Annotated in this window: 21 protein-coding genes; 9 read left to right on the plus strand and 12 right to left on the minus strand. The window is 37.0% G+C overall.

Annotated features, from left to right (window positions below):
* Positions 1 to 106 precede the first annotated feature (106 nt).
* From SCA31_RS05800 to SCA31_RS05830, 7 genes are all read right to left on the minus strand, one after another.
* On the minus strand, positions 107 to 1,534 hold the full coding sequence (locus SCA31_RS05800; RefSeq protein WP_410695930.1) for a glycoside hydrolase family 125 protein: 1,428 nt from the start codon (positions 1,532 to 1,534) through the stop codon (positions 107 to 109).
* A gap of 32 nt (positions 1,535 to 1,566) precedes the next feature.
* Positions 1,567 to 3,798: a GH92 family glycosyl hydrolase gene (locus tag SCA31_RS05805; RefSeq protein ID WP_410695932.1), complete on the minus strand. Its 2,232-nt coding sequence runs from the start codon at positions 3,796 to 3,798 to the stop codon at positions 1,567 to 1,569.
* A gap of 120 nt (positions 3,799 to 3,918) precedes the next feature.
* Positions 3,919 to 4,890 carry a glycosidase gene (locus SCA31_RS05810; protein WP_410695933.1) on the minus strand — a complete coding sequence of 324 codons (972 nt, stop codon included), beginning with the start codon at positions 4,888 to 4,890 and terminating at the stop codon, positions 3,919 to 3,921.
* Between the two features lie 35 nt (positions 4,891 to 4,925).
* On the minus strand, positions 4,926 to 6,227 hold the full coding sequence (locus SCA31_RS05815) for an MFS transporter (protein ID WP_410695935.1): 1,302 nt from the start codon (positions 6,225 to 6,227) through the stop codon (positions 4,926 to 4,928).
* Between the two features lie 167 nt (positions 6,228 to 6,394).
* Complete coding sequence (locus tag SCA31_RS05820; RefSeq protein ID WP_410695937.1) at positions 6,395 to 8,020, minus strand: SusD/RagB family nutrient-binding outer membrane lipoprotein; 1,626 nt, start codon at positions 8,018 to 8,020, stop codon at positions 6,395 to 6,397.
* A gap of 17 nt (positions 8,021 to 8,037) precedes the next feature.
* Positions 8,038 to 10,998, minus strand: a complete 2,961-nt coding sequence (locus tag SCA31_RS05825; protein WP_410695939.1) for a SusC/RagA family TonB-linked outer membrane protein — start codon at positions 10,996 to 10,998, stop codon at positions 8,038 to 8,040.
* Positions 10,999 to 11,382: 384 nt separating this feature from the next.
* A complete protein-coding gene (locus SCA31_RS05830; RefSeq protein WP_410695941.1) occupies positions 11,383 to 12,261 on the minus strand; it encodes an AraC family transcriptional regulator in 879 nt (292 codons plus the stop codon).
* Positions 12,262 to 12,457: 196 nt separating this feature from the next.
* Between SCA31_RS05830 and SCA31_RS05835 the strand changes: the two genes are divergently transcribed.
* From SCA31_RS05835 to fabF, 5 genes are all read left to right on the plus strand, one after another.
* Entirely contained in the window at positions 12,458 to 13,324 is an 867-nt protein-coding gene (locus SCA31_RS05835; protein WP_410695943.1) for a helix-turn-helix domain-containing protein, read from the plus strand.
* 84 nt (positions 13,325 to 13,408) lie between these two features.
* Entirely contained in the window at positions 13,409 to 13,828 is a 420-nt protein-coding gene (locus SCA31_RS05840; protein ID WP_410695945.1) for an OsmC family protein, read from the plus strand.
* Positions 13,829 to 14,007: 179 nt separating this feature from the next.
* Positions 14,008 to 14,613, plus strand: a complete 606-nt coding sequence (locus tag SCA31_RS05845; protein ID WP_410695947.1) for a TetR/AcrR family transcriptional regulator — start codon at positions 14,008 to 14,010, stop codon at positions 14,611 to 14,613.
* Positions 14,614 to 14,623: 10 nt separating this feature from the next.
* Entirely contained in the window at positions 14,624 to 15,892 is a 1,269-nt protein-coding gene (locus tag SCA31_RS05850; protein ID WP_410695949.1) for an acetyl-CoA C-acetyltransferase, read from the plus strand.
* 205 nt (positions 15,893 to 16,097) lie between these two features.
* Positions 16,098 to 17,339 carry a beta-ketoacyl-ACP synthase II gene (gene fabF, locus SCA31_RS05855; RefSeq protein WP_410695951.1) on the plus strand — a complete coding sequence of 414 codons (1,242 nt, stop codon included), beginning with the start codon at positions 16,098 to 16,100 and terminating at the stop codon, positions 17,337 to 17,339.
* 104 nt (positions 17,340 to 17,443) lie between these two features.
* Here the strand turns inward: fabF and SCA31_RS05860 are convergent, their stop codons facing one another.
* The 3 genes from SCA31_RS05860 to msrB all read right to left on the minus strand — a co-directional run bounded on the left by SCA31_RS05860 (position 17,444) and on the right by msrB (position 19,232).
* Positions 17,444 to 18,199 carry a murein L,D-transpeptidase catalytic domain family protein gene (locus SCA31_RS05860; RefSeq protein ID WP_410695953.1) on the minus strand — a complete coding sequence of 252 codons (756 nt, stop codon included), beginning with the start codon at positions 18,197 to 18,199 and terminating at the stop codon, positions 17,444 to 17,446.
* A gap of 98 nt (positions 18,200 to 18,297) precedes the next feature.
* Positions 18,298 to 18,684, minus strand: coding sequence for a hypothetical protein (locus SCA31_RS05865; RefSeq protein ID WP_410695955.1), 387 nt, complete (start codon positions 18,682 to 18,684; stop codon positions 18,298 to 18,300).
* A gap of 20 nt (positions 18,685 to 18,704) precedes the next feature.
* Complete coding sequence (msrB, locus tag SCA31_RS05870; RefSeq protein WP_410695957.1) at positions 18,705 to 19,232, minus strand: peptide-methionine (R)-S-oxide reductase MsrB; 528 nt, start codon at positions 19,230 to 19,232, stop codon at positions 18,705 to 18,707.
* Positions 19,233 to 19,352: 120 nt separating this feature from the next.
* Between msrB and SCA31_RS05875 the strand changes: the two genes are divergently transcribed.
* A complete protein-coding gene (locus SCA31_RS05875) occupies positions 19,353 to 20,597 on the plus strand; it encodes a DUF445 domain-containing protein (RefSeq protein WP_410695959.1) in 1,245 nt (414 codons plus the stop codon).
* A 17-nt stretch (positions 20,598 to 20,614) separates the two neighbouring features.
* Positions 20,615 to 21,502, plus strand: coding sequence for a hypothetical protein (locus SCA31_RS05880; protein WP_410695961.1), 888 nt, complete (start codon positions 20,615 to 20,617; stop codon positions 21,500 to 21,502).
* A gap of 34 nt (positions 21,503 to 21,536) precedes the next feature.
* Here SCA31_RS05880 and SCA31_RS05885 read toward each other — a convergent pair whose 3' ends face one another.
* Together SCA31_RS05885 and SCA31_RS05890 are read right to left on the minus strand one after the other, a co-directional pair.
* A complete protein-coding gene (locus SCA31_RS05885; protein WP_410695963.1) occupies positions 21,537 to 22,574 on the minus strand; it encodes a quinone-dependent dihydroorotate dehydrogenase in 1,038 nt (345 codons plus the stop codon).
* 113 nt (positions 22,575 to 22,687) lie between these two features.
* A complete protein-coding gene (locus SCA31_RS05890) occupies positions 22,688 to 23,383 on the minus strand; it encodes a pseudouridine synthase (RefSeq protein WP_410695964.1) in 696 nt (231 codons plus the stop codon).
* Between the two features lie 221 nt (positions 23,384 to 23,604).
* Here SCA31_RS05890 and SCA31_RS05895 point away from each other — a divergent pair, with 221 nt between their 5' ends.
* The gene (locus SCA31_RS05895) at positions 23,605 to 25,146 is read left to right on the plus strand and encodes a glycine--tRNA ligase (protein WP_410695966.1); all 1,542 of its coding nucleotides are present in this window, start codon (positions 23,605 to 23,607) and stop codon (positions 25,144 to 25,146) included.
* Between the two features lie 78 nt (positions 25,147 to 25,224).
* On the plus strand, positions 25,225 to 26,757 hold the full coding sequence (locus SCA31_RS05900; protein WP_410695968.1) for a hypothetical protein: 1,533 nt from the start codon (positions 25,225 to 25,227) through the stop codon (positions 26,755 to 26,757).
* The last annotated feature ends 102 nt before the right edge of the window (positions 26,758 to 26,859 follow it).

The raw sequence follows: 26,859 nt of genomic DNA on the forward strand, positions 1-26,859 counted from the left end.
TATAAATTTTGGTGATGTTTTGTGTTAAATTTTGATATGGAATTCCCTCAGCATTCTTCTTTTTAAAGAAAAACACCTCAAAATAAGGACGATATGAAACAGTGAACTATGCTAACAGTTCCGGGTTTTCATTAAACGTTTTCCATAGCAATTCTCCAAACAATGTATTTGACCATGCAAACCATTCTCTGGTAAATTTTTTGTCGTTGTCTTTATGGAAGGATTCATGCATAAAGCCTGTTCCACCATGAGTTTTCTGCAAAGTATCTATACACCACCTGATCTCACCTTTATCTTTTGTAGTGAGCGCTTTCATAATGATACTCATTGGCCAGATCATATCAAGCCCAATGTGCGGGCCGCCTATTCCCTCAGCTAACTTCCCTTTGAAAAAGAACGGGTTATTTTCTGACCAAACGAATTTTCTTGTATTCAAATAAACAGGATCATCAGATTTCACTGCATCCAAATAAGGCAAACCTAGCAAGCTTGGGCAATTTGCATCATCCATCAGATTATAACTTCCGAAACCATTGACTTCAAAAGCATATATTTTTCCATATTCAGGATGGCTGTAAATTCCGTATTTTTTAATGGCTGCATCTACCTCATCGGCAAGACTTGTTAGCTGCTGGGCCAATGTTTTTTCATTTTTTATTTGAGAAACCATTTCTGCAGCCTGGCGTAAGCTTACCACTGCAAATAGATTGGAAGGAATTAAAAATCCATAGATTGTAGCATCATCACTTGGACGGAACATGGAACTGATAAGACCTACCGGCTTTGTCGGATAGCCATACCCACCCATAGGAACTCCATCTGTAGCCCAGGCTGTTGTACGTTCAAATTTGTAAGGACCTAAGTCTTTTTTTCTCTGCTGTTCTGTAAAAGTCTGCAAAGTAAGTTTGATTCCCTGCAACCAGTTGTCATCAAAAGGTTTGGTATCTCCTGTTGTTTTCCAGAAATGATAAGCAAGGCGGATAGGATAACACAGTGAGTCGATCTCCCATTTTCTTTCATGGGTTCCTGGTTTCATATCTGTATGATCATATTCTTTCCATTTACTTATTTTCTGATCATCATTGTAGAATGCATTGGCATAAGGATCTTTCAGAATGAATGTGGTCTGCTTATGGATTACTCCGGAGATAAGCTTATGAAGTTTTTCATCCTTTTTTGAGAATTGCAGATAAGGAAAAACCTGAGCAGAGCTGTCACGAAGCCACATGGCATCGATGTCTCCTGTAATCACATAGGTATCCGGAACTCCATTGGCTTCATTGTAGAAAACAGTGGTATCTAATGTATTAGGAAAGCAGTTTTCAAAGAGCCAGCTTAGTTCTTTATTTTTCACTTTCTTTTTAAAGGCTGCAATGGCACTTTCTACGGATTCACTGGTAAAATGTCTTTTAACTTTAGGAACTCGGACTATAGGAAAATCTTCCATAACCAGGTTTTTAGCAAAAACATTTTGAGTAAACAGCAATCCGGCTCCTGCCAATGCACTTGTTTTAATAAAATCTCTCCTTTCCATTGATACTTTTGTTTCGTTTATTTTTATTAATCTTATTTTACAGGTTTACTTCCCATTACAAATCTAAGTTCACCACCATTCATGATGTCTGTATGGTTTAGCTCCCAGCTTTTGTACTCCTTCCCGTTAAGGAACATTTTCTGTACATAGATATTTTTGTCTGATATTTTGTCTGCAATTACTGTAAATGTCTTTCCGTTTTCCAATTGTAAAGACGCTTTCGGAAACTGGGGAGCACCGATTGCATAAACGGGTTTCCCTGGTGTTACAGGATAAAATCCTAGCGATGAGAAAATATACCACGCTGACATTTGCCCGCAGTCTTCATTATTGACAATTCCGTCCGGTTTGGCTGCATACATATTGTCACGGATGTATTTTACCATTTTTTGTGTCTTGTATGGGCTTCCTGCATAGTTGTACAAATAAGGGACATGGTGCCCCGGCTCATCTCCGAACCCTAAAGAACCTATGAATCCCGAAATGTCAACATGTTGTTCTCCTTCCATATTAAGAGCTTCTGTAAAGGTTTTATCCAGTTTTTCTTCGAAGCTTTTTTTACCTCCGTACAGATTCATCATTTCATCAATCTGGTGCGGAACAAAGAAATCATAGGCCCAGATATTTCCGGAAACCCAGTGTGGCTGAAGTTTCTTCCAGTCATTCAAAGCAAAATCTGCTAAGAATTTTCCGTCTTTTTGTCTTGGCCAGAAATGATTGTTTTCTTTATTGAAAGTATTCAGGAAGTTCATGGAACGTTTTCTGTACACTTCAGCTTCCTCTTTTTTGCCCAGTTTTTCCGCCAATTGCTGAATACACCAGTCATCATAAGAGTACTCTAACGTTGCAGAAACGGAAGCTCCATTTTCTGAAGGGGTATAGCCAAGCTTGATATAATCATTAAGGCCTCCACCACCATCACTGCTACTCATTTTGTCAGTAAGAGAAGCATCTTTCATGGCTGCAAAAGCTTTCTCGGAATCAATACCCGGCACTCCTTTAGAGATGGCATCCCAGATTACGGATGTACTGTGATAACCCAGCATACAGAAGTTGTCATATCCGCATAGCTCCCAGATTGGCATATGATCTTTACGGTCCGTGTATCTGCTAATTAAGGAATTAGCAAATTCTTTAGTATGCTTCTGATCCATAATGGTAAGCAATGGATGTGTTGCCCTAAACCCATCCCAATATGAATAGGTACTGTAGTTGGTAAACCATTTGGTATTCATATTTTCCTGAGCGGCTACATAATCTCCATTAACATCCATATAAAGATTAGGCGCAATAAATGTATGATAAACTCCTGTGTAGAAAATTTTTCTCTGACTATCTGTACCTCCCGTTACCTGAAATCTACCGATTAGGTCTCTCCATGTTTTTTGAGCAGTCTCCTTTGCTTTTGCAAAATCTACATTCTTTGCTTCTGTATCAAAATTCTCCTGTGCATTTTCTGTACTTACCGGAGATAAAGAAACTTTTACTTCAATACTTTCGCTGTCTTCTGTAGAGAATCTGACGAAAGCTTTAGCATCTTTAGCAAGGGCTATTTTTTCGTTATTCTTTACTTTTCCCTCTGCATAAACGCCATAGGATTTGAATGGTTTGGAAAACTCCATTACAAAATAGGCAAATCGTTTGCCGCCCCATCCGTTACTGTAGCAATATCCTTTTATTTTATTGTTCCCCTCAATGCTTACGAGCGTATGGTAAATATTTCCGAAGATTTTATTGGTAGGATCAATAATGATATTGGCTTCCTCACTTTTGGGGAATGTATACTTATGGAATCCCACTCTGGGTGACGCGGTAAGCTCTGCTTTAATTCCATAGCTATCAAGCATTACGGAATAATATCCCGGTGCTGCGGCTTCCTTATCATGGCTGAAAGTTGAACGATATCCTGTTTCAGGTTTATCTTCTGATCCAGGAACCATTTTTACCTGTCCTACCGTAGGCATCACCAGAATATCTCCAAGGTCTGCCCATCCGGTACCGCTAAGGTGATTATGACTGAATCCCATAATGGTTTTACTGCTGTAGTGATATCCTGAACACCAATCCCAATCTCCGCTTTTGGTATTCTGATCCGGACTTAACTGAATCATTCCAAAGGGGGTGGTAGCTCCCGGAAATGTATGGCCGTGCCCTCCTGTTCCAATGAAAGGATCTACCCAGGATAAAATATCATTTTTATTTTGCTGGGCATTGGCTGTAGAAATCAGGGCTGTAAAAAGACAGATAAGCAATTCTTTTTTCATGATAGGAGAGATCGGAATTTTTTAATTTAAAAGCTGGTTTAAAAATATGAAAACCATAACAAAGATCCCAAAAAGGAGAGAAATTAAGCTATTCAACATATTTTTAAATTTTTATATTATTTAGATTGAATTCTTTTTCATAAAATCAATAATTTCTGAAATATATCCAAAAGCAATTGCCACTACCGTATCGGCAGCGCCGTAATATACTGTTACCTTGTCACCCTCAGTTAACGCAGCGCAAGGGAAAACTACATTCGGAACATCTCCTGTCAGTTCATATACTTCTGCCGGAGCCAATAAATAGGGCTTTGTTCTGTATAATACTTTTGTAGGGTCATCAAGATCAAGCAAAGCAGCCCCCATTGAATATCTGAAACCTCTGCAGGTATTGATCACTCCATGATAGAACAATAGCCATCCTTCTTCTGTTTTGATGGGAACCGGCCCGCCTCCAATCTTTGTACACTGCCATGCACTGTCTTCAAAAGGAGTTACTTTCATTACACAACGGTGTTCTCCCCAATACTTCATATCAGGACTGTAGCTGATATAAATATCTCCAAAAGGGGTATGTCCATTGTCACTCGGACGGCTCAACATGGCATACTTACCATTGATTTTCTCCGGGAAAAGCACTCCGTTTCTGTTGAATGGAAGAAATGCGTTCTCGCACTGGAAAAATTCTTTAAAGTCAAACGTATATCCAATCCCGATGGTAGGTCCGTTGTATCCGTTACACCAGGTAATCCAATAACGATCTTCTATGAAGGTAACACGAGGATCATATTTGTAATCGGATTCAATCATTTCGGTATTTCCGGTCTTCATTTCGATAGGAGCATGATTGATATCCCAATTGATACCGTCTTTACTGAAACCAGCAAAAATATTCATCTGTACCGCTTTGTTATCACAACGGAATACTCCTGCAAATCCATCTTCAAAAGGAATCACGGCACTATTGAAGATACTATTAGATGTTGGTATTGCATATCTGTTAATGATCGGGTTTTCGGAAAACCTCCACATGATATCATTGCAACTTTCCGGGCGATCCTGCCAAGGGATCATTACTGATTGAGCTGTCATAAAGTATTTTTTACTTTTATATTTAAATTTGTTTACTAACTGATTTGTTCTTCTTTCTGATTTTCTGAATAAGGGAAAGGGACCCATAAGGTTACAAGAAATGCCGGAATTGTAGCAAACAACACCCAGATAAAGAACATCTTATATCCGATCCAGTCGCTAATCATTCCACTAAACATTCCCGGAATCATTACTCCAAGGTTCATGATCCCTGTAGCAAAGGCATAATGAGCGGTCTTATGTTTTCCCGGGGCAATCTGCTGCATCATATACAGCATCAACCCTACAAACCCAAACCCATACCCAAAGTACTCTACTACCACCGCAATGCCTACGGGGAAAAGATCCACCGGCTGATAATAAGCCAATAGTGCATATGCCACAAAGGGAATATTGAATGCACAACACAACCATATCAAGGATTTTTTCAATCCGCGGGCTGAAATAAAATATCCGGCAAGGACTGATCCTAAGATGAAAGCTGCTGAACCATAAGTTCCATATATAAGTCCAATATCTGAGGTAGATAGTCCTAATCCCCCTGAAGTTCTTGGTGCTTTAAAAAACAAAGGCGCTATTTTAATGGCAAATCCTTCTGCAAAACGGTACAAAATAATGAATAGTATAGACCACAGAATGCTTTTTTTTGTAAAGAATGAGGTAATAACCTCCAGCAATTCTTTACGGACATTTCCGGCTGTTTTTTCATCTTTCTGACTTTCCTGTTTATCCTCTTTTGGGAGAATCAAATAATGATAAATCGCTAATACAAAAAATAGCAATGCATAGATCACCATAATGATCATCCAGGCACGGGTAACTCCTTTTGTTTTCTCTAAAAATCCGGCAAAGTAGACTAATGCTCCACTGCTTATAATTTTAGCAAGATTATAAAAAGCTCCCTGCCAACCGATGTATTTTGCCTGTTCTTTATTGGTAAGAAAGCCGATATACGTTCCGTCTGCCACTACATCATGGGTGGCTCCACAAAATGCAATAACAGCAAAAAGAGCAATGCTGTATTTGAAAAAATCAGGTAGAGGCAAGCTTAATGCAACCAGGGCAAACAGAATTCCTATGGCAAACTGGGTAACAACAACAAAGAACTTCTTGGTTTTATAGATTTCGAGAAAAGGGCTCCAGAGAGGTTTCAACGTCCATGAAAACATAATAAGAGCCGTCCAGAATGTAATTTGTGAATCTGAAATGCCCATATCTTTATACATAATTCCTGAAACCGCATTAATGGTTACAAAGGGTACACCCATTGCAAAATATAATGTGGATATCCAAAGAATAGGTTGAATCCGACGGGTTCCGGAGTTGTTTTTTCCCATATTAAAAAATAAGATTCTAAAGAAAAAGAGAGCATCTCAAAAATTTATTCCGGGTTGAAACGAAACTATAAATTTTTCGGAGATTGTACACTCCTGCCAGAATAAATAGATCAGATAAATCTGACTTCTGAGATGCCTCTGTATTGTTGAGTGATATTGATTTGTTTTTATTTTTTATCCCACCATAATCTGGTTCCTCCAGTATCTGGTCCATTAAGCATTTGAGCAGCCTGCTGGTAATTAAAAAGTGAGGTTTTGGTACTGATGGTGAAAGGAATTCTTCGGATCATTGCTTCAGTACTAATTAGTCCACCACTATCATTTTGTCTTACTTTGAAAAGAATAGGGTACCCTGTTCTTCTTTGCTCAGCCCAGGCTTCAGGCCCATTCGGATAAAGAGACAACCATTTCTGGGTAATGATTCTTTCCAGTTTTCTTTCATTAGAATCACCATCGTTCCATGCAATGGTAATGGTACTTAACTGTGGATTTCCTGCATCTATGTTATTGGTTGCATTTTTTGGATCAACATAAGGAGCTTCCGTAGCTGTTGCATTGGCAAGATAATCTCCAACACTTGCACTTTTCCCCCACTCACCAAAGGATTGCTGAACTCCAGCTGTATAATTGGCTTTAATATCACCAGCTCCGGCATATCCTCTCAGAGCAGCTTCTGCTTTCAGGAACCAGATTTCTGCAGCTGTAAATAATTTCATTTTACCATCGGTTGCGGAAAAATAATCTCCATTGGCTGATTTTGCTTGTGGTTGTGAGAAGCCTCCGTAAGTAGATTTCCCATTTAATAAATCAATTCCCTGACGTATACCAATATATTTTCCATTAACAGCATTATCTGTAGCAGGAATGGCATATGCAGAAAGTCTTGGATCATTATATCCATTCATATAAGCCATCAATGGAGCTCCTATCAAACAGTCTCCCCAAGAGTAGATGATGAAACTTAGTTCAGACTGTCCTACACTTATTAAGGCATTATCTGTATTCTCCGTAATCAGTCCGGCAGATGAAGACAAAGCTTCTTCAGCATATTGTTTTGATTTTGTAGGATTTGCATAACTCATTCTCATGGCTAACCTCAATTTAAGAGAGTTTGCCAGTTTTACCCATTGAGACATATTTCCACCATATACCAGGTCTGCTTTTTTCAGTGCAGATTTATCTTCTACACTTTCTGTTGCAGGAGTAGCTATTACTTTTTGTAAATCATTAATTGCAGAAGTAAGATCCGCAATAAAGTAATTGTAAGCATCTTCCTGAGAATCAAAATCTGTAGTTCCATTAGCATTAGGAGTTGCATATTTGCTGTATACCACCGGACCATGATTATCCGAAACTCTTGCTGCAGTAACTACTTTCAGAATTTTTTTAACAGCAAACATTGCCGTAAAGTCTATTCCCGGATAGATCTTTTTAGCAGCATCATCAATGATGAGAGAAAGATTGAAAATATCCTGTTGTTTATTAACAATTTTATTATTCCAATCCTCTACCATAGAGTAGGTAAGATTATTAACTCCACCATTAAACGCAGTTGCTGTACTGAACATTCCACTGTACATATCTGCACTAAGGTTTGGGTATCGCTGATAATCTGCCTGCAGCTCTCTTTGCATGGATTTCATAGGATCAACAATTGCAATAAAATCTGCATAAAAATTTTCAGGCCCACCTAATTTCTCTTGATTATACTGTTCAAAGTCATTGGTACATCCTGAAGCGGAAAGCAACATTACCGTTCCAAATACTAATATTTTAATATTATTGATTTTCATTTTTGTAATTGTAAAAGTTAGAAGTTAGCTTTTAATGATAATCCGATAGATCGGGTAACCGGCAGACCAAATGAGTCTACTCCTACCCCGCCTGGTGTATTTCCAGATACTTGTTCAGGATCAAAAGGTGCTTTTTTATAGAAGAAAAATAGGTTGGTTCCCACCAAGCTTACTGTGGTATTTCTCATATATTTTGAATTGATATCAAATGTGTATGAAATGGAAGCCTGACGTAAACGTATCGTTGTAGCACTGTATATATAGGCTTCATCAATCCCTTTTCCATATCCTTCTGTAGTTCCTACTGTTTTATAATATTCTCTCGGGTCTGTCAATCCGGTATAAGCCTGCCCTGCATTTGGAGTTCCTGGTGCATATACCGCATTAGGAATAGAAATACCTCCGGCATCTCTGGCATCTGCAGAGGCCTTACTTACTCCATAGAAGTCATTTGCTTTTTCAGTAAGAGAAAGAACCTGTCCTCCAAACTTACCATCAACAAGGAAAGAAATTCCAAGTTTACCGATATTGAATGTATTATTGAATCCTAGAATAAACTTAGGATTTGGGTTTCCTAAATAAGAAGGGGTACTTTCTGCTATTGGAACACCTTGCGCATTCACTAAAACACGTCCCTGATCATCTCTTTTGAATTTTATCCCATAAAGATCTCCAAAAGAGCCTCCTAACTTAAGCCTAGTATAATCTCCTCCTCCAGTCAGTGTAAATAGTTGATCTTGTGGAATACTTAAGCTTGGTGGGAATAATTCAACAATCTTGTTTTTGTTTGCTGATGCATTTACCATAGCGGTCCATCCGAATTTTTCCGAATCAAAGATTTTATAGGATAACGAAGATTCAAAACCTGTATTCTTTATTTTACCTGCATTGATGTAATATGATCCTGTAGGAATTCCTCCTAAATTTGAGGATATTTTAGTTTCCAGCAACTGGTTACTAGCATTTGAATTATAATAAGTAATATCAAAACTTAGTTTGTTATTCAGCATTCTTAATTCAGTTCCGGCTTCAAAGGTCTTATTCAATTCTGGCTTTGGAAACAATTCTTTATATCGAGGGTCTGTAACAAATGAACTCTTAGGATATACAATGGTTCCTGCATCTACCCCATAAGAGTATCCCTTGCTATATTCAAGCATTGCATTGGAGATATTAGCAGGCAATCCCAGTCCCACAGTAGCATAAGATGCTCTGACTTTCCAGAAATTAAGGACTTCCGGAAGTTTAAACACCGAAGATAGTATAGCATTGGCCCCTATTGACTCATAATCGAATCCGGTTCTTCCTGTTAAAGACAATGTAGAATCCCAGTCATTCCTAAATGTCATATCTACATAGAACATATTTTTGTACCCTACTGAAGCACTCGCAAATACAGACTGCACCTGCTTCTTCATGTTCGTATAGATATTGTGATACCCATCTCCGGGTTTTCTGTTTACATTCCACTGTAAGTTATTCGATGTAAATAAATTAGGCGCTGCCAGATAAGCATTATCTATCTGTGTGATTTTGTTTCTTGTCGTATTGATACTTCCTCCCACTGTAAAATCTAACGAGATTGATTCACTTAGTTTTGGGCTACCGATTAGTAAAACATCTCCGTAAGTAGAGGAATTTTCATATATATTTTTTAGGATTCGTCCATTGTTCCCATCAGCCCTTAAGCTAGGTGCTGAAAAGGCGGCAATATCACGTTGGCTGTCAGACGTATTCCAGCTATAGTTTCCTCTCACCCTTGCTGATAACCATGGATTAATTTGATAAGCCAGTGAAACTGCACCATATGCATTTCTGTTGCTTACCGTAACAGGATTTCTGTTTAAGATCCAATAAGGATTCTGAGTTTCAGGATTCCTTTTGAAAGTTCCATCAGGTTTTATTTCCCACCAATTTTGTGCAGGCAATAATCTTTCTTTATTTAAATAAGTATAATTATTTGGTCCATATTGATCAAAATCTACTCCTCTTGGCAGCCAGTATAGGCTGGTCAAAGGTGAAAAAGAAGCTCCTGGGGTCTGTCTGTTTTTACTCTCCTGCAAGGAACCTATGAAATTGGCATCCAATGTCAATTTATCATCCAAAAACTTACTTGAATTCCTGAAAGAGATATTATACTGATCAAAATATGACAGTGGGATCACTCCTTTATTGGTTGTATTCCCAATGGAGAAATAATTGGTTGATTTTTCATTCCCAGACTGGAAAGAAAGACTGTTTACCCATGTTGTTCCGTTTTGCAGAAAATCTTTAAGATAATCCTTGGACGCTCCTTTTGCTCCCCAACTGTATTCATTATCTCCCGGAGCCTGACCAGGTACAGATGGATCATAAGAAAGATAACTGTGTTGCAGCTTTGGAAGGCTGTAGGCTCTATCCATTGTAAGACTGGTGCTGAAAGTAATCATACTCTTACCTGCACGTCCTTTTTTAGTGGTAATCAATATTGCACCATTTCCTCCCGCAGATCCATATAATGCAGAAGCAGACGCTCCTTTCAGAAAGTTGATGCTTTCAATATCATCAGGATTAATTGAACTCAGTACATCTCCGGGATCCGGCATATTGGAATATTGCCCGATATCTGCTGATTTTCCTGTTCCATTGATAATAGGAATCCCATCTATCACATACAATGGCTGGCTATTGGATACAGATTTATTACCTCTCATAATCACCCTTACAGAGCTTCCTACACCATTGGTTCTGTTGATCTGTACATTGGAAACTTTTCCGTTGATGGCATTTAAAAGATTGGGCGTTTTCACTTCTGTAAGCTCATCCCCTCCAATCTGCTGACTGGAGTAGGTAAGAGAGCGGGCCTGCCTTTTTATCCCCAAAGAGGTGACTACGACCTCCTGAATATCGGTTGTCTTAGTAGTGTCGGCCGCTTTTCTTTCCTGTGCAGTTGCAGAAAGGGAAAAAACAAATAGAACCGGTATAACTGCTTTTCTCATAAGGTTTAGATTAGTTAGATTTAATTGAGAATCAATGACATTACTTTATATTTCAATACAGAAAAAAATATTATTCTTTTGACAATTTTTTGCTGTTTATGCATTAAATAATTTAAAGTTTTGTTAAGATTTAATTCACATTAACAAATCTAAATTTTGTAACCAGTCTGATATAATACTATTTTATCATAAAACGATATTATTTTTTCAGCAATTTTACCAAAAAGCAAATAACAAACTATATATCAGCAACTTGTAACCAATATTAAACAATCAATAAAAGGGGATTTATCTTTGTATCTACAAGAATAAAAAGAAGACACAGATTTGCTTTTGAATGAACTTTAAACGTCATAAAAGTAAAAAGAGGAATGTTAAAAAACATTATTCAATCTTTTTAACCCCTTTAAACTGTTCTTTAAATTCAGTGGGAGTTGTTTTTTTCATAGACTTAAACACCTTGTTGAAGTTGGCAATATTATTAAAACCTGCTTCAAAGGCAATTTCAAAAACAGTAAGGTTTTTTTCCATCAACCAGCGGGCCGCATAGCTGATTCTTATTTCATTAAGATAATTGATAAACGTTTTTCCCGTTCTCTTTTTAATAAACCGGTTGAACGTTACATTACTCATATTAACAAGTGATGCCACACTATCCAGCGTTATTTTATTTTCAAAGTTCTTATGCACAAAATCATGAATAATCTTCATCTTATCATTGTCAGCAAACGTTTCCAATTCTATGCTGTAGGACGATAGAAGTGTTTTATCCTCCGCAATCGCCAGCTCGTTAAGGATCTTCATAATTTCTATGAATGACTCAAAACTGTTCATTTTAGAAAGATTGAGAAACGAATCTTTTAATTTTTCAGCCGTTTCTGTAGAAAATAAAATTCCCCTGATAGAATCCTGCATCAGATTTTTGATGGGTTTCAGGATATTCTTTTCCATCAATGCCTGGTTAAAGAAATCCTGATTGAATTGTATGGTGATCTCGTGTGTTTTCCTGTTCTTGCATTTGTAATTAGCCCAGCAATGTGGCAAATTAGGGCCTACCAGTACCAATTCTATATTTCCGATTTCTCCGGTGTGATCTCCAATCATCCTGCGGTAACCCTTTCCCTTGTACACAAAGTTGATTTCAATTTCCGGATGATAATGATAAGGAAAATCAAATGAAGCCTTGATCCTGTCAAACACCAGAAAACTGTCCTCAGGAGATAGTGGAGTTATTTCTCTCAGAATATTTTCTAATTCACTCATGCAGGCCGTTTTGAAAAAAGGTTAATAAATAAATCGCGGTACAAGTTCTTGTAAAATTGATAAAATAATACCAATTTAAAAACATATTTTCACTTTTTTTCATTCCAATTCAACATTCTCCTTATAAAATATCGGGTTCTGTAATTTAATATATTCAAAATCATGCTTTTTTGTATCTTTAGACTAAAGTTAACGTATGCTGCAACCACTTATTTTTGAAGATCATTATAAAAGGCTTGGGCTGGAAATATTTTCCGAAGAAAATTTGGGGAACTTCAACGGAAATCTTTTCAGATCAGACATCAAAGTATTTTTCATTCCGGCAGGATATGAACTTACAGTAGACTTTAATGGGTATAAAACAAAAAAACCATCCCTATTCTTTCTCACCAGCCAGCACCTAAACATAGAAAAAGGGAAAGAAGAATCTATGCTTCTTCACTACAACCGTGATTTTTACTGTATTCAGATTCATGATAAGGAAGTGGCCTGTGACGGTCTTCTCTTTCATAATGTATTTGAAATTCCTTTTGTGGAGCTTGATCAGTCTGAAACCGCAATGGTAAAAGGATTATTCCAGAACATCAAAGATGAACTTGAATGGAAAGACTCCTCCGCAGAAGAAATGATAAGAACCTATGTAAAACAGATCATCATCAAGGCTACCAGAAAATGGAAAAAACAGAATCTGGATAATAACACGATAAAAATTCCGGGCACTGAACTAGATATTTTCAGAGATTTCAGCAGACATCTGGAAATACATTTCAGAGAAAAACATAATGTTTCAGATTATGCAGAATTACTTCATATGGCACCCAAAACCTTAACCCACAAGTTTAAAAGCCTTCATCTGGAATCTCCCAATCAGTTTATCATCAACAGAATATTATTAGAGGCTAAAAGGCTGCTTTTTTACACAGATAAACCTGTCAAGGAAATTGCTTATGTTTTGGGATACGAAGATCCCGCCTATTTCAACAGGCTTTTTACCCATAAAACAGGAAGCACTCCTGCAAATTTCAAAAAAAATTACACATCGGGAAAAAAGTACAATATTTAATTCCTTTTATCTATTGAATACACCCGATCACCAACATACCTTTGTAACATCAAAATCAAACAATAGTAAATAAAAACAAACATTATGAGACGTAACGCAACAGCCGTTTGGAACGGTACCATTAAAGAAGGAAAAGGACATTTAACTACTCAGAGCACAACTTTAAACCAGACTCAGTATTCTTTCAACAGCCGTTTTGCGGATGGTGTAGGTACGAACCCTGAAGAATTGCTGGCAGCTGCCCATGCTGGATGTTTTACCATGAAATTGGACGCAGAATTATCACAGGCAGGCTACAATCCTGAAGAACTGAAAACCACTTCTGTCATTACTCTTGATCCAAACATTGGAAAAATTACAAAATCTGAACTGACTTTAACAGCAAAGGTTCCGGGAATTTCAGAAGAAGAATTTCAAAAGTTTGCTAAAATAGCAGAAGAAGGATGTCCTGTAAGCGCAGCTTTTAACTTTGAAATTACCTTAAATGCTACTTTAGATAACTAAAAATCAATGCATTTATATCAACATCAATAGGAACGGGCTTTTGCCCGTTTTTTATTTAAAACAATACCATTGGTTTCAGCTAAAACTGAAAGACTCAATATTAGGTAAAAGTAAAATTTCAACCTAAAATATACCAAGTGGTATATTTTTGTATCTTTGCATTAAAATAGATACTTAAAATGTCAAAGGCAGAAAAGACGAAGCAATTTATTATTGAGAAAACCGCAACGTTATTCAATACAAAGGGCTATATTTCTACATCATTGTCAGATATTACTCAGGCAACAGGACTAACCAAAGGGAGCATCTATGGAAACTTTGAGAATAAGGATGAAGTGGCCATTGAGGTATATAAATATAATGCTGCCCTGCTAAGTAAAATAATGAGTCATTCCCTTGGAGATCAATATTCAACTTCAAAGGAAAAACTTTATGCCTTTGTTGCTTTTTACAGAAAAAACTGGCGCTCGGTCTTCTCAAACGGAGGATGCCCTTTGATGAATGCTGCAACAGAAGCAGATGATTCATTTCCCGCTCTGAAAAAATATGTTCAGAAATCTTTCTCCTCATGGGCAGATAAAATATCGGCAGTTATTATTCAGGGACAAAAAAATGGAGAATTCCGTACATCCGTAAATGCTGAAGAATTTGCATCGCTGTTGATTATGCTAATCGAGGGAGGAATTCTACTCTCCAAGACCATGGATGATGAAAAATTCCTGAACCAGGCTCTGGATAAGATCAAAAGTATGATTGATCATGAATTAACAATTCTTCCATCATAAAATTCAAAATATGGAAACAAAAAAAGTGGCAATTGTAGGATATAACAGGATTCCGTTTGCCAGAATGAATACAGCCTATTCAGAAAAAGGGAACCAGGATCTTCTGCTTGCTGCCCTTAATGGTTTGATAGACCACCATCAGCTCAAAGGTAAATTACTTGGAGAAGTTGCCGGCGGAGCAGTTATCAAGCATATTTCTGAGAGTAACCTCATCCGAGAGGCGGTAATGAACACTTCACTGGATCCAGCCACTCCAGCCTGTGATCTTCAGCAAGCCTGTGATACAGGGATTGAGGCAGCCATCTACATTGGAAACAAAATTGCGTTGGGACAGATAGAAAGCGGAATAGCTTGCGGTGTAGAAGCCATGAGCAATATTCCTTTTGAATCTTCTCCCCGATTGAGAAAAGCCCTTTTGAACGCCAATAAAGAAAAGTCTGCATTGGGAAAATTAAAGCACCTGCTAAGCCCAAGGTTGAAAGACTGGATGCCTATTCCTTACAAAGGACAGGAACCCAAGACAGGTTTGGTAATGGGAGGACATACTGAGATTACGGCTAAGTATTATAAAATCTCAAGAGAAGATCAGGATGAACTCGCTTTTAAAAGCCACCAGAATATGGCAAAAGCATATGATGAGGGATTTTTTGACGATATGATCACACCGGCATTTGGATTAGAGAAAGATAATAATCTACGCCGTGACACCAGTCTTGAAAAGCTATCTCAGCTAAAACCTGCCTTTGATAAACAGAACGGAACTTTAACTGCCGGAAACTCCACTCCATTTACTGATGGGGCTTCTGCCGTTTTGTTGGCAAGTGAAGATTGGGCAAAAGCAAATAACCTGCCTATTCTGGCTTATATCACATTTTCAGAATTGGCAGGAATAGAATATGTGGAGAATCAACAAAACCTGTTACTCGCGCCAGTTTTCGCTGCTGAAAGAATGTTGAAGAAAGCCAATATGAATCTGGAAGACTTTGATTACTACGAAATCCATGAAGCCTTTGCCGCACAGGTCTTAGCCACCATCAAAATCTGGGAAAATGATGATCTGGCGAAGCAGTTCGGATTGGAGAAGGCTCTTGGAAAAATTGACAGAAATAAACTGAATGTAAAAGGAGGCAGCCTTGCAGCTGCTCATCCCTTTGCAGCAACAGGTGGAAGAATCATTGCAACATTAGCCAAACTTCTGAATGAAAAAGGCAATGGAAAAGGATTTATTTCAATCTGTGCCGCTCGAGGTCAAGGAGTAACCATGATCATAGAAAAGTAGTTTACCATAATAAAAGTAAAGTCTTTTATCTAAAATTATTTCGTTATGCTATAAATAATATGTCTAATTATTCGTCTGTAGCGAAAGAAAAATGATAATATTGCAAACGAAAACCAAAATGATAAAAGAAAGAAGTGAAAATGAAGCATGGGTAAATCGGGTTTACCACATGAAAATCTAATCTGTTTAAAATTAATAACTAAATATGAAAAGAGTTGTCATTACAGGCTTGGGAGCAGTGACTCCCTTGGGAAATAATGTCGAAGATTTTTGGCAAAACAGTATTAACGGAGCTAGCGGAGCAGGGTTAATCACTCATTTCGATTCAGAAAAGTTTAAGGTACACTTTGCTTGTGAGGTAAAAGGTTTTGATCCAAAGGTACACCTTACCCATAATGAAATTAAAAGAAGTGATCTTTTTACACAATATGCAATGTACGCTTCTGCAGAGGCATTAAAAGATTCCGGTCTGGAGCTTGAAAATATGGATCCATTTGACACAGGTGTGATCTGGGGAACAGGACAAGGCGGAATGTGGACTTTTGAAAAGGAGGTAATGGATTTCGCACAAGGTGATGGAACACCACGCTTTAATCCGTTTTTTGTCCCTAAGTTTATTGCCAACATGGCTTCCGGAATGATCTCCATGAAATATGGACTTCAGGGAATCAATTATACAACGGTTTCTGCTTGTGCAACAGGAAATACCGCAATAATGGACGCTTTCAATTACATCCGTCTTGGAAAGGCGAAAGTAATCGTAAGTGGTGGTTCTGAAGCTGCTATTACCCCTGCATCCATTGGAGGGTTTTCTATCATGAAAGCAATGTCTACGAGAAATGAGGACATTACTACAGCCAGCCGTCCTTATGATGCAGAAAGAGATGGATTTGTGATGGGGGAAGGAGCGGGAGCCTTAATTCTGGAAGAGTATGAGCATGCCAAAGCAAGAGGCGCAAAAATCTATGCTGAATTAGCTGGAGCTGCTATGACGGCAGATGCCTATCATATGACCGCACCTCACCCTGATGGTATTGGAGCTATTAAAGCAATGCAGATCGCTGTAAAAGAAGCCGGTGTTAACATGGAAGATATAGATTATATTAATCCGCATGCGACTTCCACTCCTCTAGGAGATTTGGTTGAGCTAAAAGCAATTAATAAGGCTTTTAAAGGAAGTAAAAACCTTGACATCAGTGCGACCAAATCCATGACAGGACATTTATTGGGTGCTGCCGGAGCCGTTGAAGCTATTCTTTCCATTAAGGCTATTCAAAATGGCATTATTCCTCCTACCATTAATCTTCATCATATTGATGAAAATATTCCGAAAGATATTAATATTGTTTTTGGGGAAGCAAAAGAGAAAGATATCAATTTTGCACTGAGCAATGCCTTTGGTTTTGGAGGGCATAATGCCACTTTAGTATTCAAGAAGTTCAGATAATCTGAATTAAAAATAATAATAAGAAATCCCTGCATGATATTCATGCAGGGATTTTTTATCCCTTTTGATTTCAAAAAAGTAGTCTGAATGACTGCTTTTTATACTTATGATTTTAACCATTCCGAAGAGGAAAGATAATTCTGATCAGGATAATAAATGAATAATAAATTTCTTCCTTTTATTGTATTGATCATAGATTGTGTTAGTTCCCTTGGTATTGCAGGACATCCCCAGCTTCTTCCGATTCTTTTGTGTGTAGCAGCAAATTCATCGCTTACATAATCTGCCCCATGCATTACAATTGCTCTTCTATACGCTGCATCATTAAATCCTTTATCCATTCCCAGTAACTTCAGTGAATATCCGTTGTCACCCTGATAGGTTGCATCTGTGATATAAAATCCCATGCTGCTCTGCCGCGAACTTTCCGTGTTAGAAAAATTCGTAGCAAATTCTTCGCCTGTGTTTTTTCCGTGGGCAACCAATGAGTTGAATACTACTTTTTTGTCATCAAGGTCTATTACCCAAAGTCTTTTCATATTGGAAGACATAGAAAAATCGCAGATAGTCAATAAATGCGAGTCCTGGGTAAGCAATCCGGCTTTCTTTAGGTTTTCAAATCCTGTTAATGCCTTAGAGAATACTTCGTAGTTCAGTTCGTGTTCAGGTTCAAATGTAATTGAATTGTATAATGCTTCTGACGAAGATACAACAGCTGTATTCTTCTCAGATTTCGTGTCAGTTACTCTTTCAGTTTTTGTCGTGATGACATTTTCATTCTTTACCGCCGTTCTTGGAGAAAGATAGAATGAGGTCGTCACCATGTAAATAAGGCCTAATACGCCATAAAATCCATTCATTCAATAATATATTAATTCCAAATTAGTGGGGCAAAATTATAAAAACATAATTACCAGCCAGTTATAACTCCACAAAGTTTAACTCAATTTAAGAAACTTTAACGGTGATCTCCTCCATCTATCTGATTATAAATCTCTTCTATTCTTTTCCAATAACTCCTATTTATCTTACCATAGAAAAGATAAATACATTTGACAGCGAAAATATCCAGCTTACTTCTTGTTTCAATCCATTTCATAATATTTTTAACCAATATTGGCTCATTAAATCCTGCCCATTCTCCTGCTGGGCTTAAGAGATTTGAAAAGAGGACCGGAAAAACTTCATATTGGTCAATTCGTTTTATTTCCTCAAAAGTAAAAGAGCTTTCAAAGAGAATTTTTGCCACATATTTGAAATCTGACTCCTGAAGCTCAGTATCAAGATATAGTTCTGACAGAGCGATCCAGACTTGTATTCTGTTTTCCAGACTCTCCTCTCCCATAGTAAATGGATAAAATGATTTTATTGTTGTGAATCCGAAACAAATTCCAGACTTACCGAATTCATGCAATATCTCAGTCCCGTAGGCTTCGGACCATCATCAAAAACATGTCCCAAATGAGAATCACATCTTTTACAAAGAACTTCTACCCTCTCCATTCCGTAGGCCTGATCTCTTTTATAATACACGCCCTCCTTATCAGCTTCAAAGAAACTTGGCCAGCCACAGCTGCTTGCAAATTTTGAAGTGGAACGGAATAAATGATTTCCACAAACGGCACAATAGTAATCTCCTACCTCATCGAATTCATTGTATTTTCCTGTAAACGCCCTTTCTGTGGCAGCTTCTCTCGCAATAGCATAAAGATCGGGAGCCAGAATTTTCTTCCATTCATCATTGGAGATATTCAGCTTTGCAGTATCGGTTCTTGAATAGTATGGATTGTTTTTTGCTTCTGTATTTTCCATAGAAGTGGTTTTAATGGGTTGTTGTTTCTGCGTACATCCCTGCAGAAAAATTAATATGATAATTGAAACTAAGAATTTCATTGTAAATTTTAACTCTTAAAGTTGGACTGCAAGATTTAAAAACATTTAAGTTACCTAAAGTGTTTAAAGCTTTTATAAAGATTAAACAGTTTCATAACCAAATTTAGTAAATTTGAGAATATGAATGACGAAGCAAAAAGAAAACAGCTTAGAAAATATAAGGCTTTTGCCACAGGTCTATTTGTTCTGATGGCCCTTATTTTCATTGTTACAACTATATTACAGAAGTCCAATCCCTCTCATTGGGTTGGTTACGTACGCGCTTTTGCCGAAGCAGCCATGGTAGGTGCCCTAGCCGATTGGTTTGCTGTAACAGCTCTGTTCCGCCATCCTTTAGGTTTGCCCATTCCTCACACGAATCTGATTGAAAACAGCAAACAAAGATTAGGGGATAATCTGGGAAGCTTTGTCGTTAGCAATTTTCTTTCGCCTCAGAATATACGTCCCTATATTCAAAAGATAAAGATTTCCAACTTTGTAGGCGAGTGGCTTGGAAAGGAAAAAAATCAAAATATTCTTGTCAAAAATCTCGCAGATATTGTTCTTGACATTCTCAATAAACTTGATGATTCTACAGTAAGCCAGTTTATCAGTAAAAAAGTATCTGATATGACTGATGATATTAAGCTCAATAAAGTGGTAGGAAACGGAATCCATTATATTTTGGAAAAGAATGATCACCAGAGAATTATCACCAATCTGTCTAAACAGATCAAGGAGTATATTATTGAAAACGATGAAATGATCCAGGATCGTGTAAAGAAAGGAAGCTACTCATTCATTCCATCCTTTGTGGATACTAAAATTGCAGATAAGATTACAGATGGGTTGTCTGATTTCTTTAGAGAAATTGAAGAAAATCCGGAACACGAAGTAAGAACATTAATCACTCAAAAAATTCATGAATTTTCTACTGATCTTAAAGAAGATCCAAAATGGGATGAAGAGTTCAGGACCATCAAAAACGGTCTTCTAAAAAATGATAAACTTGATGAATATTCCAATGATATTTGGGTTTCCATCAAAAAAACATTGATGAAAGAATTGCAGGAAGATCATTCGGCATTGAAAAACTATCTGTTGAATAACCTCAACGAGTTTTCACAAAACCTAAAAACAGATGAAAATCTTCAAAACAAGATTGATCACTGGGTTCGTGTAACAGCCTACAAATACATTCTGAAAAACACCCATCAATTTGGAAGCCTTATCAGTAATACCGTAGGAAACTGGCAGGGTAAGGAGTTAAGCGAAAAGCTGGAGCTGGAAGTAGGAAAAGATCTTCAGTTTATCCGTGTAAACGGTACATTGGTAGGTGGTCTGGTAGGATTGATTATCTACACCATTTCCCACTTCTTTCTTTAAAAACGCTACACTTAACCATGAAAAAAGTCTTTACCTTATTATTATTCCTCTCCTTTATCATTCTTTTCTGTCAAAAAATTGAGTTAAAAAAGATTACAGATTCGTCACAGATTTTCAAGGGAGAAATGGCAGGCGTTCCTATCACCATGCAGCTTCATTATGCTGGTATTGCAGATTGCAGTCTGTATCAGTATTTTGTGGAGGGTTGGTATTATTACGATAAATATCAGAAGAAACTTCCCCTTACCGGAATTTATGATCACGGTAAACTGGCTTTATACAATTTCGGAACCAAGCATAAACAAAATTCGGCCAAGCTTAAAGAAAATATTACATCACCACAGAAAGTGGAAAAGATCGCTGAAATTACGCAAAACCTCAACCCAAAAGAATCCATCATATTTGGAGAAGATCAAACTAAAGAAAATCCTATTTCAGGAAAATTTTATCTAGGAAATAAAGTACGATCAGCCCAATTATTCACTGGTAATGATATGATCTACCGATATAATAATTATCTGATCCTACCCAATAGCAAAAAGATCAACACTTTTGATTTCATCAATCAATATGGTGGAAATGAATTGCTTTCCTATGTTTCGGGAGAAAAGGGAAATCGGGTATTATTGTACTTTGAGCATTCCTCTAATTTTAACGCCTGTGGGAGATGCGGAGCCAGTGAGGGGGAAAAAGGATACAGGGTTCTGTACTTTACCAAAGACTGGAATTACAAACGATATGAGGAGTTCCTTACCGAAAGCTGCCTGGAAAATATGTATGATACGGTTGAAACAAAATCAAAAGACGGAAAAATGATACGGTTTAAAGTAGGTAAATCCGATTCTTTACCAGCCTATACTCTTACTATTGATGTAAACAATGCTCTTATTGTAAAGTCAAAATAAAAAAGAGTTCAAAAATGAACTCTTTTACTTTATCTTATCTAGGTAATCTACTTGCTCTTTTTAAAAGCTCCTGATTAATTTCGTTAATCAATTCCGGGCCTTCATAAATAAATCCGGTATACAACTGAACGAGACTTGCTCCCGCATCTAATTTTTCAATAGCATCTTTTGCAGAGTGAATTCCTCCTACTCCAATAATTGGAAATGCTCTGTTACTTTTATCCGAAATATATTGGATCATTTTTGTACTTCTTTCACGAATAGGCTTTCCACTTAAACCACCATTTCCTATTTGTTCCAAAATCTCAGATGAAGTTTTTAAACCCTCTCTGTTTACCGAGGTATTGGAAACAATCACTCCATCAATTTTTGTTTCTGCAATAAGCTCAACAATTTCATCTAATTGATTGTTATTAAGATCCGGAGCAATTTTTAGTAATATGGGTTTCTGTATCGTTTTTGACTGGTTGATTTTCTTTACTTCTGTAATCAGCTCGCGCAGGTATTCTACATCTTCAAGTTTAGCGTGGCTTCCCACATTAGGACAGCTTACATTCAATACAAAATAGTCTACATGAGGATGGAGGCCATCAAAACAGTCCAGATAATCCTGTGTGTAGTTTTCCGGGCTTGTATTGGTGTTTTTCCCGATGTTTCCACCAATGATTATTTTTCCTTTGTTCGATTTCAGTTTTTCAATAGCCGCTTCAAGACCATCATTATTGAATCCCATTCTATTGATGATTCCGCCATCTTCTATTAAGCGGAACAATCTTTTCCTAGGATTTCCTGCCTGAGCTTTTGGGGTTACTGTCCCGATTTCTACGAATCCGAAACCTAGATCACCCAATTCATTAAATAACACTGCATTTTTATCGAAACCGGCAGCCAATCCGACAGGATTTTTAAATTTTAATCCAAAAACTTCTCTTTCCAGACGCTTGTCTTCAATCGGTTTAGGGAAAAATAATTTAGTAAGAAATCCAAAATTCTTAAGCACCGAAAAAGTAAAGTGATGAACATCTTCCGGGTCAAATTTGAAAAGAATAGGTCTGATGATGCTTTTGTACATTGAAAAAAAGTTTTACAAAATTACTCATTTTAAAATTAACCATCGATTTACCTATGACATTTTATCAAAATGTTTTATAAATGTCATCTATAAAGTAGATTTTCTGATCAGAATCAAGAATATACGCTTAAATCGAGGTTCAAAATATCTCCTACTCTTTTGAACTCTTCGTTTACCTTGGCATTCAGCGTCATCCTTTCATTGGTAATGGGGTGGCTAAATACCAATTGGTGGGCATGAAGCATCAGCTTGGTCATATTGAAAGTCTCCAGCCACAATTTATTCTGCTTATTGCACCCGTAAGGACGGCAGCCCAAAATAGGGTGTAAAATATGTTTAAAATGCTTTCTCAGCTGATGCATTCTACCCGTTTCCGGAATGGCTTCTACCAAACAGTAGCGGGAAGTCGGATGCTTTCCAAAGGCTAAATCTATTTCTGAAGTCTGTAAACGATGATAATAAGTAATGGCATTCTGCTGAATTTCGTCCTCGTTAATCAAATCATAATCAATCGTTTCTTCTTCTATTGTCCAGCCACGAAGAATGGCTAAATATTTTTTCTCAACCTTTCTCGTTGCAAACTGATCGTTCATTATTCTCAATGTATCTTTATCTAAAGTGAATAACAAAACACCTGAAGTTTTTCGGTCCAAACGATGTGCAGGATAAACATACTGCCCAATCTGATCTCTCAATTCCTGAATGGCGTAGGTATCTGCCTCTCCCGCATAGTAAGATTTATGAACCAATAGTCCGCTTGGTTTATTGATCGCAATAAGATGCTCGTCTCGATAAAGAATTTCTAACATGAGGCAAAAATAGAAATTTTCCACCGATCTAGCCCTGATTGCAGCGGCATCCTTTTTTGTTGCGGCCGGAGCAAAGTGGAAAAGATACAGCGGAAAGCAGGTTCCCAGCTCCTGAAAATAAAAATGTAAATTTTTGAACTTTTATTTACTGCTTTTTTTATGGAATTTCATGATTTTGGAATCCAAATTCATATTTTTGCACATCAGACGTTAAAAAAATTATGGCAAAGCAAGAAGATGTTTTCAAGAAAGTAATTTCTCACGCTAAAGAATATGGGTTTATTTTCCCATCAAGTGAGATCTATGATGGTTTATCCGCTGTTTATGATTATGGACAGAACGGGGCTGAACTTAAAAATAATATCAAACAATACTGGTGGAAAGCTATGGTACAGCTTAACGAGAATATTGTAGGTATTGATTCGGCAATCCTTATGCACCCAACGACATGGAAAGCATCAGGCCACGTAGACGCTTTCAACGATCCATTGATTGATAATAAAGATTCTAAGAAACGTTTCAGAGCAGACGTTTTGGTAGAAGATTATTGTGCTAAGATTGAAGATAAAGAGAATAAGGAGATCGAAAAAGCAGCGAAGAGATTCGGAGAGTCTTTCGATAAAGATCAGTTTGTTGCTACGAATCCAAAAGTATTGGAATACAGAGCAAAAAGAGAGGCTATTCTTTCAAGATTGGCAAGATCATTAGAAAATGAAGACCTTGCTGATGTAAAATCTTTAATTGAAGAACTTGAAATTGCTGATCCTGATACGGGGTCTAAAAACTGGACAGAAGTAAGACAATTCAACCTGATGTTCGGAACTAAATTAGGAGCTTCTGCTGATTCTGCAATGGATCTTTACCTAAGACCTGAAACAGCACAGGGTATTTTCGTTAACTTCCTGAATGTTCAAAAGACTTCCCGTCATAAGCTTCCTTTCGGTATAGCACAGATTGGTAAGGCTTTCAGAAATGAGATTGTTGCAAGGCAGTTTATCTTCAGAATGCGTGAATTTGAACAGATGGAAATGCAATTCTTCGTTGCTCCGGGAACTGAATTAGAGTTCTACGAGCAATGGAAGCAAAAACGTCTGAACTGGCACCTGGCTTTAGGATTAGGTAATGAAAATTACAGATTCCATGATCATGAAAAACTGGCTCACTATGCCAATGCAGCAGCAGATATTGAATTCAATTTCCCATTCGGATTTAAAGAATTGGAGGGGATTCACTCAAGAACAGATTTCGACTTAAAGGCTCACGAGGAATTCTCAGGAAGAAAACTTCAGTTCTTTGACCCTGAAAGAAACGAAAACTATGTTCCTTATGTAGTGGAAACTTCAGTAGGTTTAGACAGATTATTCCTTTCTATCTTCTCTCATTGCTTAAGAGATGAAGTACTGGAAGACGGTTCAGAAAGAACGGTATTATCTTTACCTCCTGCCATTGCTCCTATTAAAGCAGCGATTCTTCCCTTGATGAAGAAAGACGGACTTGCTGAGTATGCTGAGAAAATCTTCAATGATCTGAAATATGATTTCAACTTATTCTACGAAGAGAAAGATGCTATCGGAAAACGATACAGAAGACAGGATGCCATCGGTACTCCTTATTGTATCACCATTGACCACGACTCTCTAACGGATCATACGGTAACGATAAGAGACAGAGATACAATGAAGCAGGAAAGAGTTCCGGTTTCAGAGTTGAGAAGAATTATTGATGAGAAGACCAACTTCAGAAATTTACTTTCTAAACTATAGAATAAAAGCCTTGAGAAATCAGGGCTTTTTTATTGGCATATTCTTTAATTTACTATTTTTGATCCTCAAATTTTTATGATGAAAAAAATTATGTTCATTGTGTTTGGGCTTACTCAAACATTCGCATTTTGCCAAACCCAAGATTTAACGGCATTAGCGGCAGGAGACCATGTGGGAATGAATGCTTTATTCGATGATAAAGACAATCTTTACGGTTACGTTTCTCTCTATTCTTACGGAAAATCTGGTGAGAAGACCAAAAAGTTTGAATATGTAATCTTAGACAAAAACCTCAACCCAGTTGCCAATAAGGAATTCGAAGGAGACATTACAGCAGCTTCCTATAAAGGGTATGTAGATTTTAAAGGGCAAATCATTTTAAAACCCTCCATAATGGATTATTCTTTGATAAAAAACAAAGAACTATTCACACCCATTTCTATGGTTATTGACCCAAAAACCAATACAATTAAAAGAAAGATATATTACGATTACCAGGAAGATGGTACTTTCAAAGAAATCAATGAACCTCAAAGCTGGGTAGCACAACGCAAGGAAACCAGTCATGAAAAAAAAGAAAAGGGCTACAACTATGTTTCTGCAGTAGGAGAACTGAAAGAAGGAGGATACTTTGCCCATGAATATAAGCTCTATAATAGGTATGTAAACAACAACAGTCTTATCAGGTTTGATGAGAATAAAAAGGAAATATGGAGGTATAAATATAATACCGATGGTAATAAAAAAGTCTACACCACTTTAGCTGTATTGGAACGTGATGAAAACTATATGTATTCTATCATGAAAAAAGTGGACAATGGGCAAAAGACATTCAGTCTTTTAGTTCTTGATATGAAAACCGGAAAAGAAGCATCCAACAAACCCATTGAAAGCATTTTAACAGATAATACCCTTGATAATATTGAATCTTACCGGTCAGGATACAGGAAACTTGATAATGATAAAACTTTTGATGACAAATTTGTTTTGTTAGGCAGAAATTATGACCAGTTTGAAACTGTGGGATATGCAAGAATGATGATCAACAAAACAGACTTTACCATAGATAGCAAGTGGATCAACTTTAGCCCGGATCTTGAAAGTTTTTTGCCTACAATTAATAGATACGGTTATTTAGAAAATGATTATTGGCTTCAGACCAAAGATATGTATTTTATGAATGATGGAAGTGTAGGAATTCTTGCGGAAAAATTTAAAGGGGATGAAATGTACACCACTCCAAAAACCACAGACCTGGTCTATATCTACACTGATAAAGATTTCAAAGTAAAAAATGTTCAGGTCTTTAAAAAGGAAAAAACAAAGTGGGCTAATAATGATTACTTATTTTCACAATACCTCAATGGAGGAAAAGATGTAGTATTTTTTTATCGTGACTATCAAAAAGATGAAGTAACCAAACAGAAAAGATGGAACTTGTTTATCAATACTATTATTGATGGAAAATTCAAACAAGAGATCATCCCTATTTCTGAAAAAGATAATTATGCGGTAACTCCGTATGTAGGTAAAGAAGGATATATCTTACTTCGTGAGTATAATGAAAAAGAAAAATTCAACAAAATCCGTTTGGAAAAATTAAATTACTAGTATAAAATAAAAATCCTGATTAATCTAGAGTGCACCCAAAAGTTTAGACAAAATTAAATAATCTTTTGATAATAAAGAGTTCGATATTCTATCGGGCTCTTT

It is taken from the genome of Chryseobacterium sp. SIMBA_028, assembly GCF_046535285.1.
Lineage (GTDB): Bacteria > Bacteroidota > Bacteroidia > Flavobacteriales > Weeksellaceae > Chryseobacterium.

Coding starts and splice junctions, on each gene's coding strand:
- SCA31_RS05845 (WP_410695947.1), top strand. CDS start 14,008: ATGTCAAAGGCAGAAAAGACGAAGCAATTTATTATTGAGAAAACCGCA.
- SCA31_RS05825 (WP_410695939.1), bottom strand. CDS start 10,998: ATGAGAAAAGCAGTTATACCGGTTCTATTTGTTTTTTCCCTTTCTGCA.
- SCA31_RS05885 (WP_410695963.1), bottom strand. CDS start 22,574: ATGTACAAAAGCATCATCAGACCTATTCTTTTCAAATTTGACCCGGAA.
- SCA31_RS05830 (WP_410695941.1), bottom strand. CDS start 12,261: ATGAGTGAATTAGAAAATATTCTGAGAGAAATAACTCCACTATCTCCT.
- SCA31_RS05850 (WP_410695949.1), top strand. CDS start 14,624: ATGGAAACAAAAAAAGTGGCAATTGTAGGATATAACAGGATTCCGTTT.
- SCA31_RS05880 (WP_410695961.1), top strand. CDS start 20,615: ATGAAAAAAGTCTTTACCTTATTATTATTCCTCTCCTTTATCATTCTT.
- SCA31_RS05865 (WP_410695955.1), bottom strand. CDS start 18,684: ATGGGAGAGGAGAGTCTGGAAAACAGAATACAAGTCTGGATCGCTCTG.
- SCA31_RS05820 (WP_410695937.1), bottom strand. CDS start 8,020: ATGAAAATCAATAATATTAAAATATTAGTATTTGGAACGGTAATGTTG.
- SCA31_RS05805 (WP_410695932.1), bottom strand. CDS start 3,798: ATGAAAAAAGAATTGCTTATCTGTCTTTTTACAGCCCTGATTTCTACA.
- SCA31_RS05800 (WP_410695930.1), bottom strand. CDS start 1,534: ATGGAAAGGAGAGATTTTATTAAAACAAGTGCATTGGCAGGAGCCGGA.
- SCA31_RS05835 (WP_410695943.1), top strand. CDS start 12,458: ATGCTGCAACCACTTATTTTTGAAGATCATTATAAAAGGCTTGGGCTG.
- SCA31_RS05810 (WP_410695933.1), bottom strand. CDS start 4,890: ATGACAGCTCAATCAGTAATGATCCCTTGGCAGGATCGCCCGGAAAGT.
- SCA31_RS05860 (WP_410695953.1), bottom strand. CDS start 18,199: ATGAATGGATTTTATGGCGTATTAGGCCTTATTTACATGGTGACGACC.
- SCA31_RS05890 (WP_410695964.1), bottom strand. CDS start 23,383: ATGTTAGAAATTCTTTATCGAGACGAGCATCTTATTGCGATCAATAAA.
- SCA31_RS05815 (WP_410695935.1), bottom strand. CDS start 6,227: ATGGGAAAAAACAACTCCGGAACCCGTCGGATTCAACCTATTCTTTGG.
- SCA31_RS05840 (WP_410695945.1), top strand. CDS start 13,409: ATGAGACGTAACGCAACAGCCGTTTGGAACGGTACCATTAAAGAAGGA.
- fabF (WP_410695951.1), top strand. CDS start 16,098: ATGAAAAGAGTTGTCATTACAGGCTTGGGAGCAGTGACTCCCTTGGGA.
- SCA31_RS05900 (WP_410695968.1), top strand. CDS start 25,225: ATGAAAAAAATTATGTTCATTGTGTTTGGGCTTACTCAAACATTCGCA.
- SCA31_RS05875 (WP_410695959.1), top strand. CDS start 19,353: ATGAATGACGAAGCAAAAAGAAAACAGCTTAGAAAATATAAGGCTTTT.
- SCA31_RS05895 (WP_410695966.1), top strand. CDS start 23,605: ATGGCAAAGCAAGAAGATGTTTTCAAGAAAGTAATTTCTCACGCTAAA.
- msrB (WP_410695957.1), bottom strand. CDS start 19,232: ATGAAATTCTTAGTTTCAATTATCATATTAATTTTTCTGCAGGGATGT.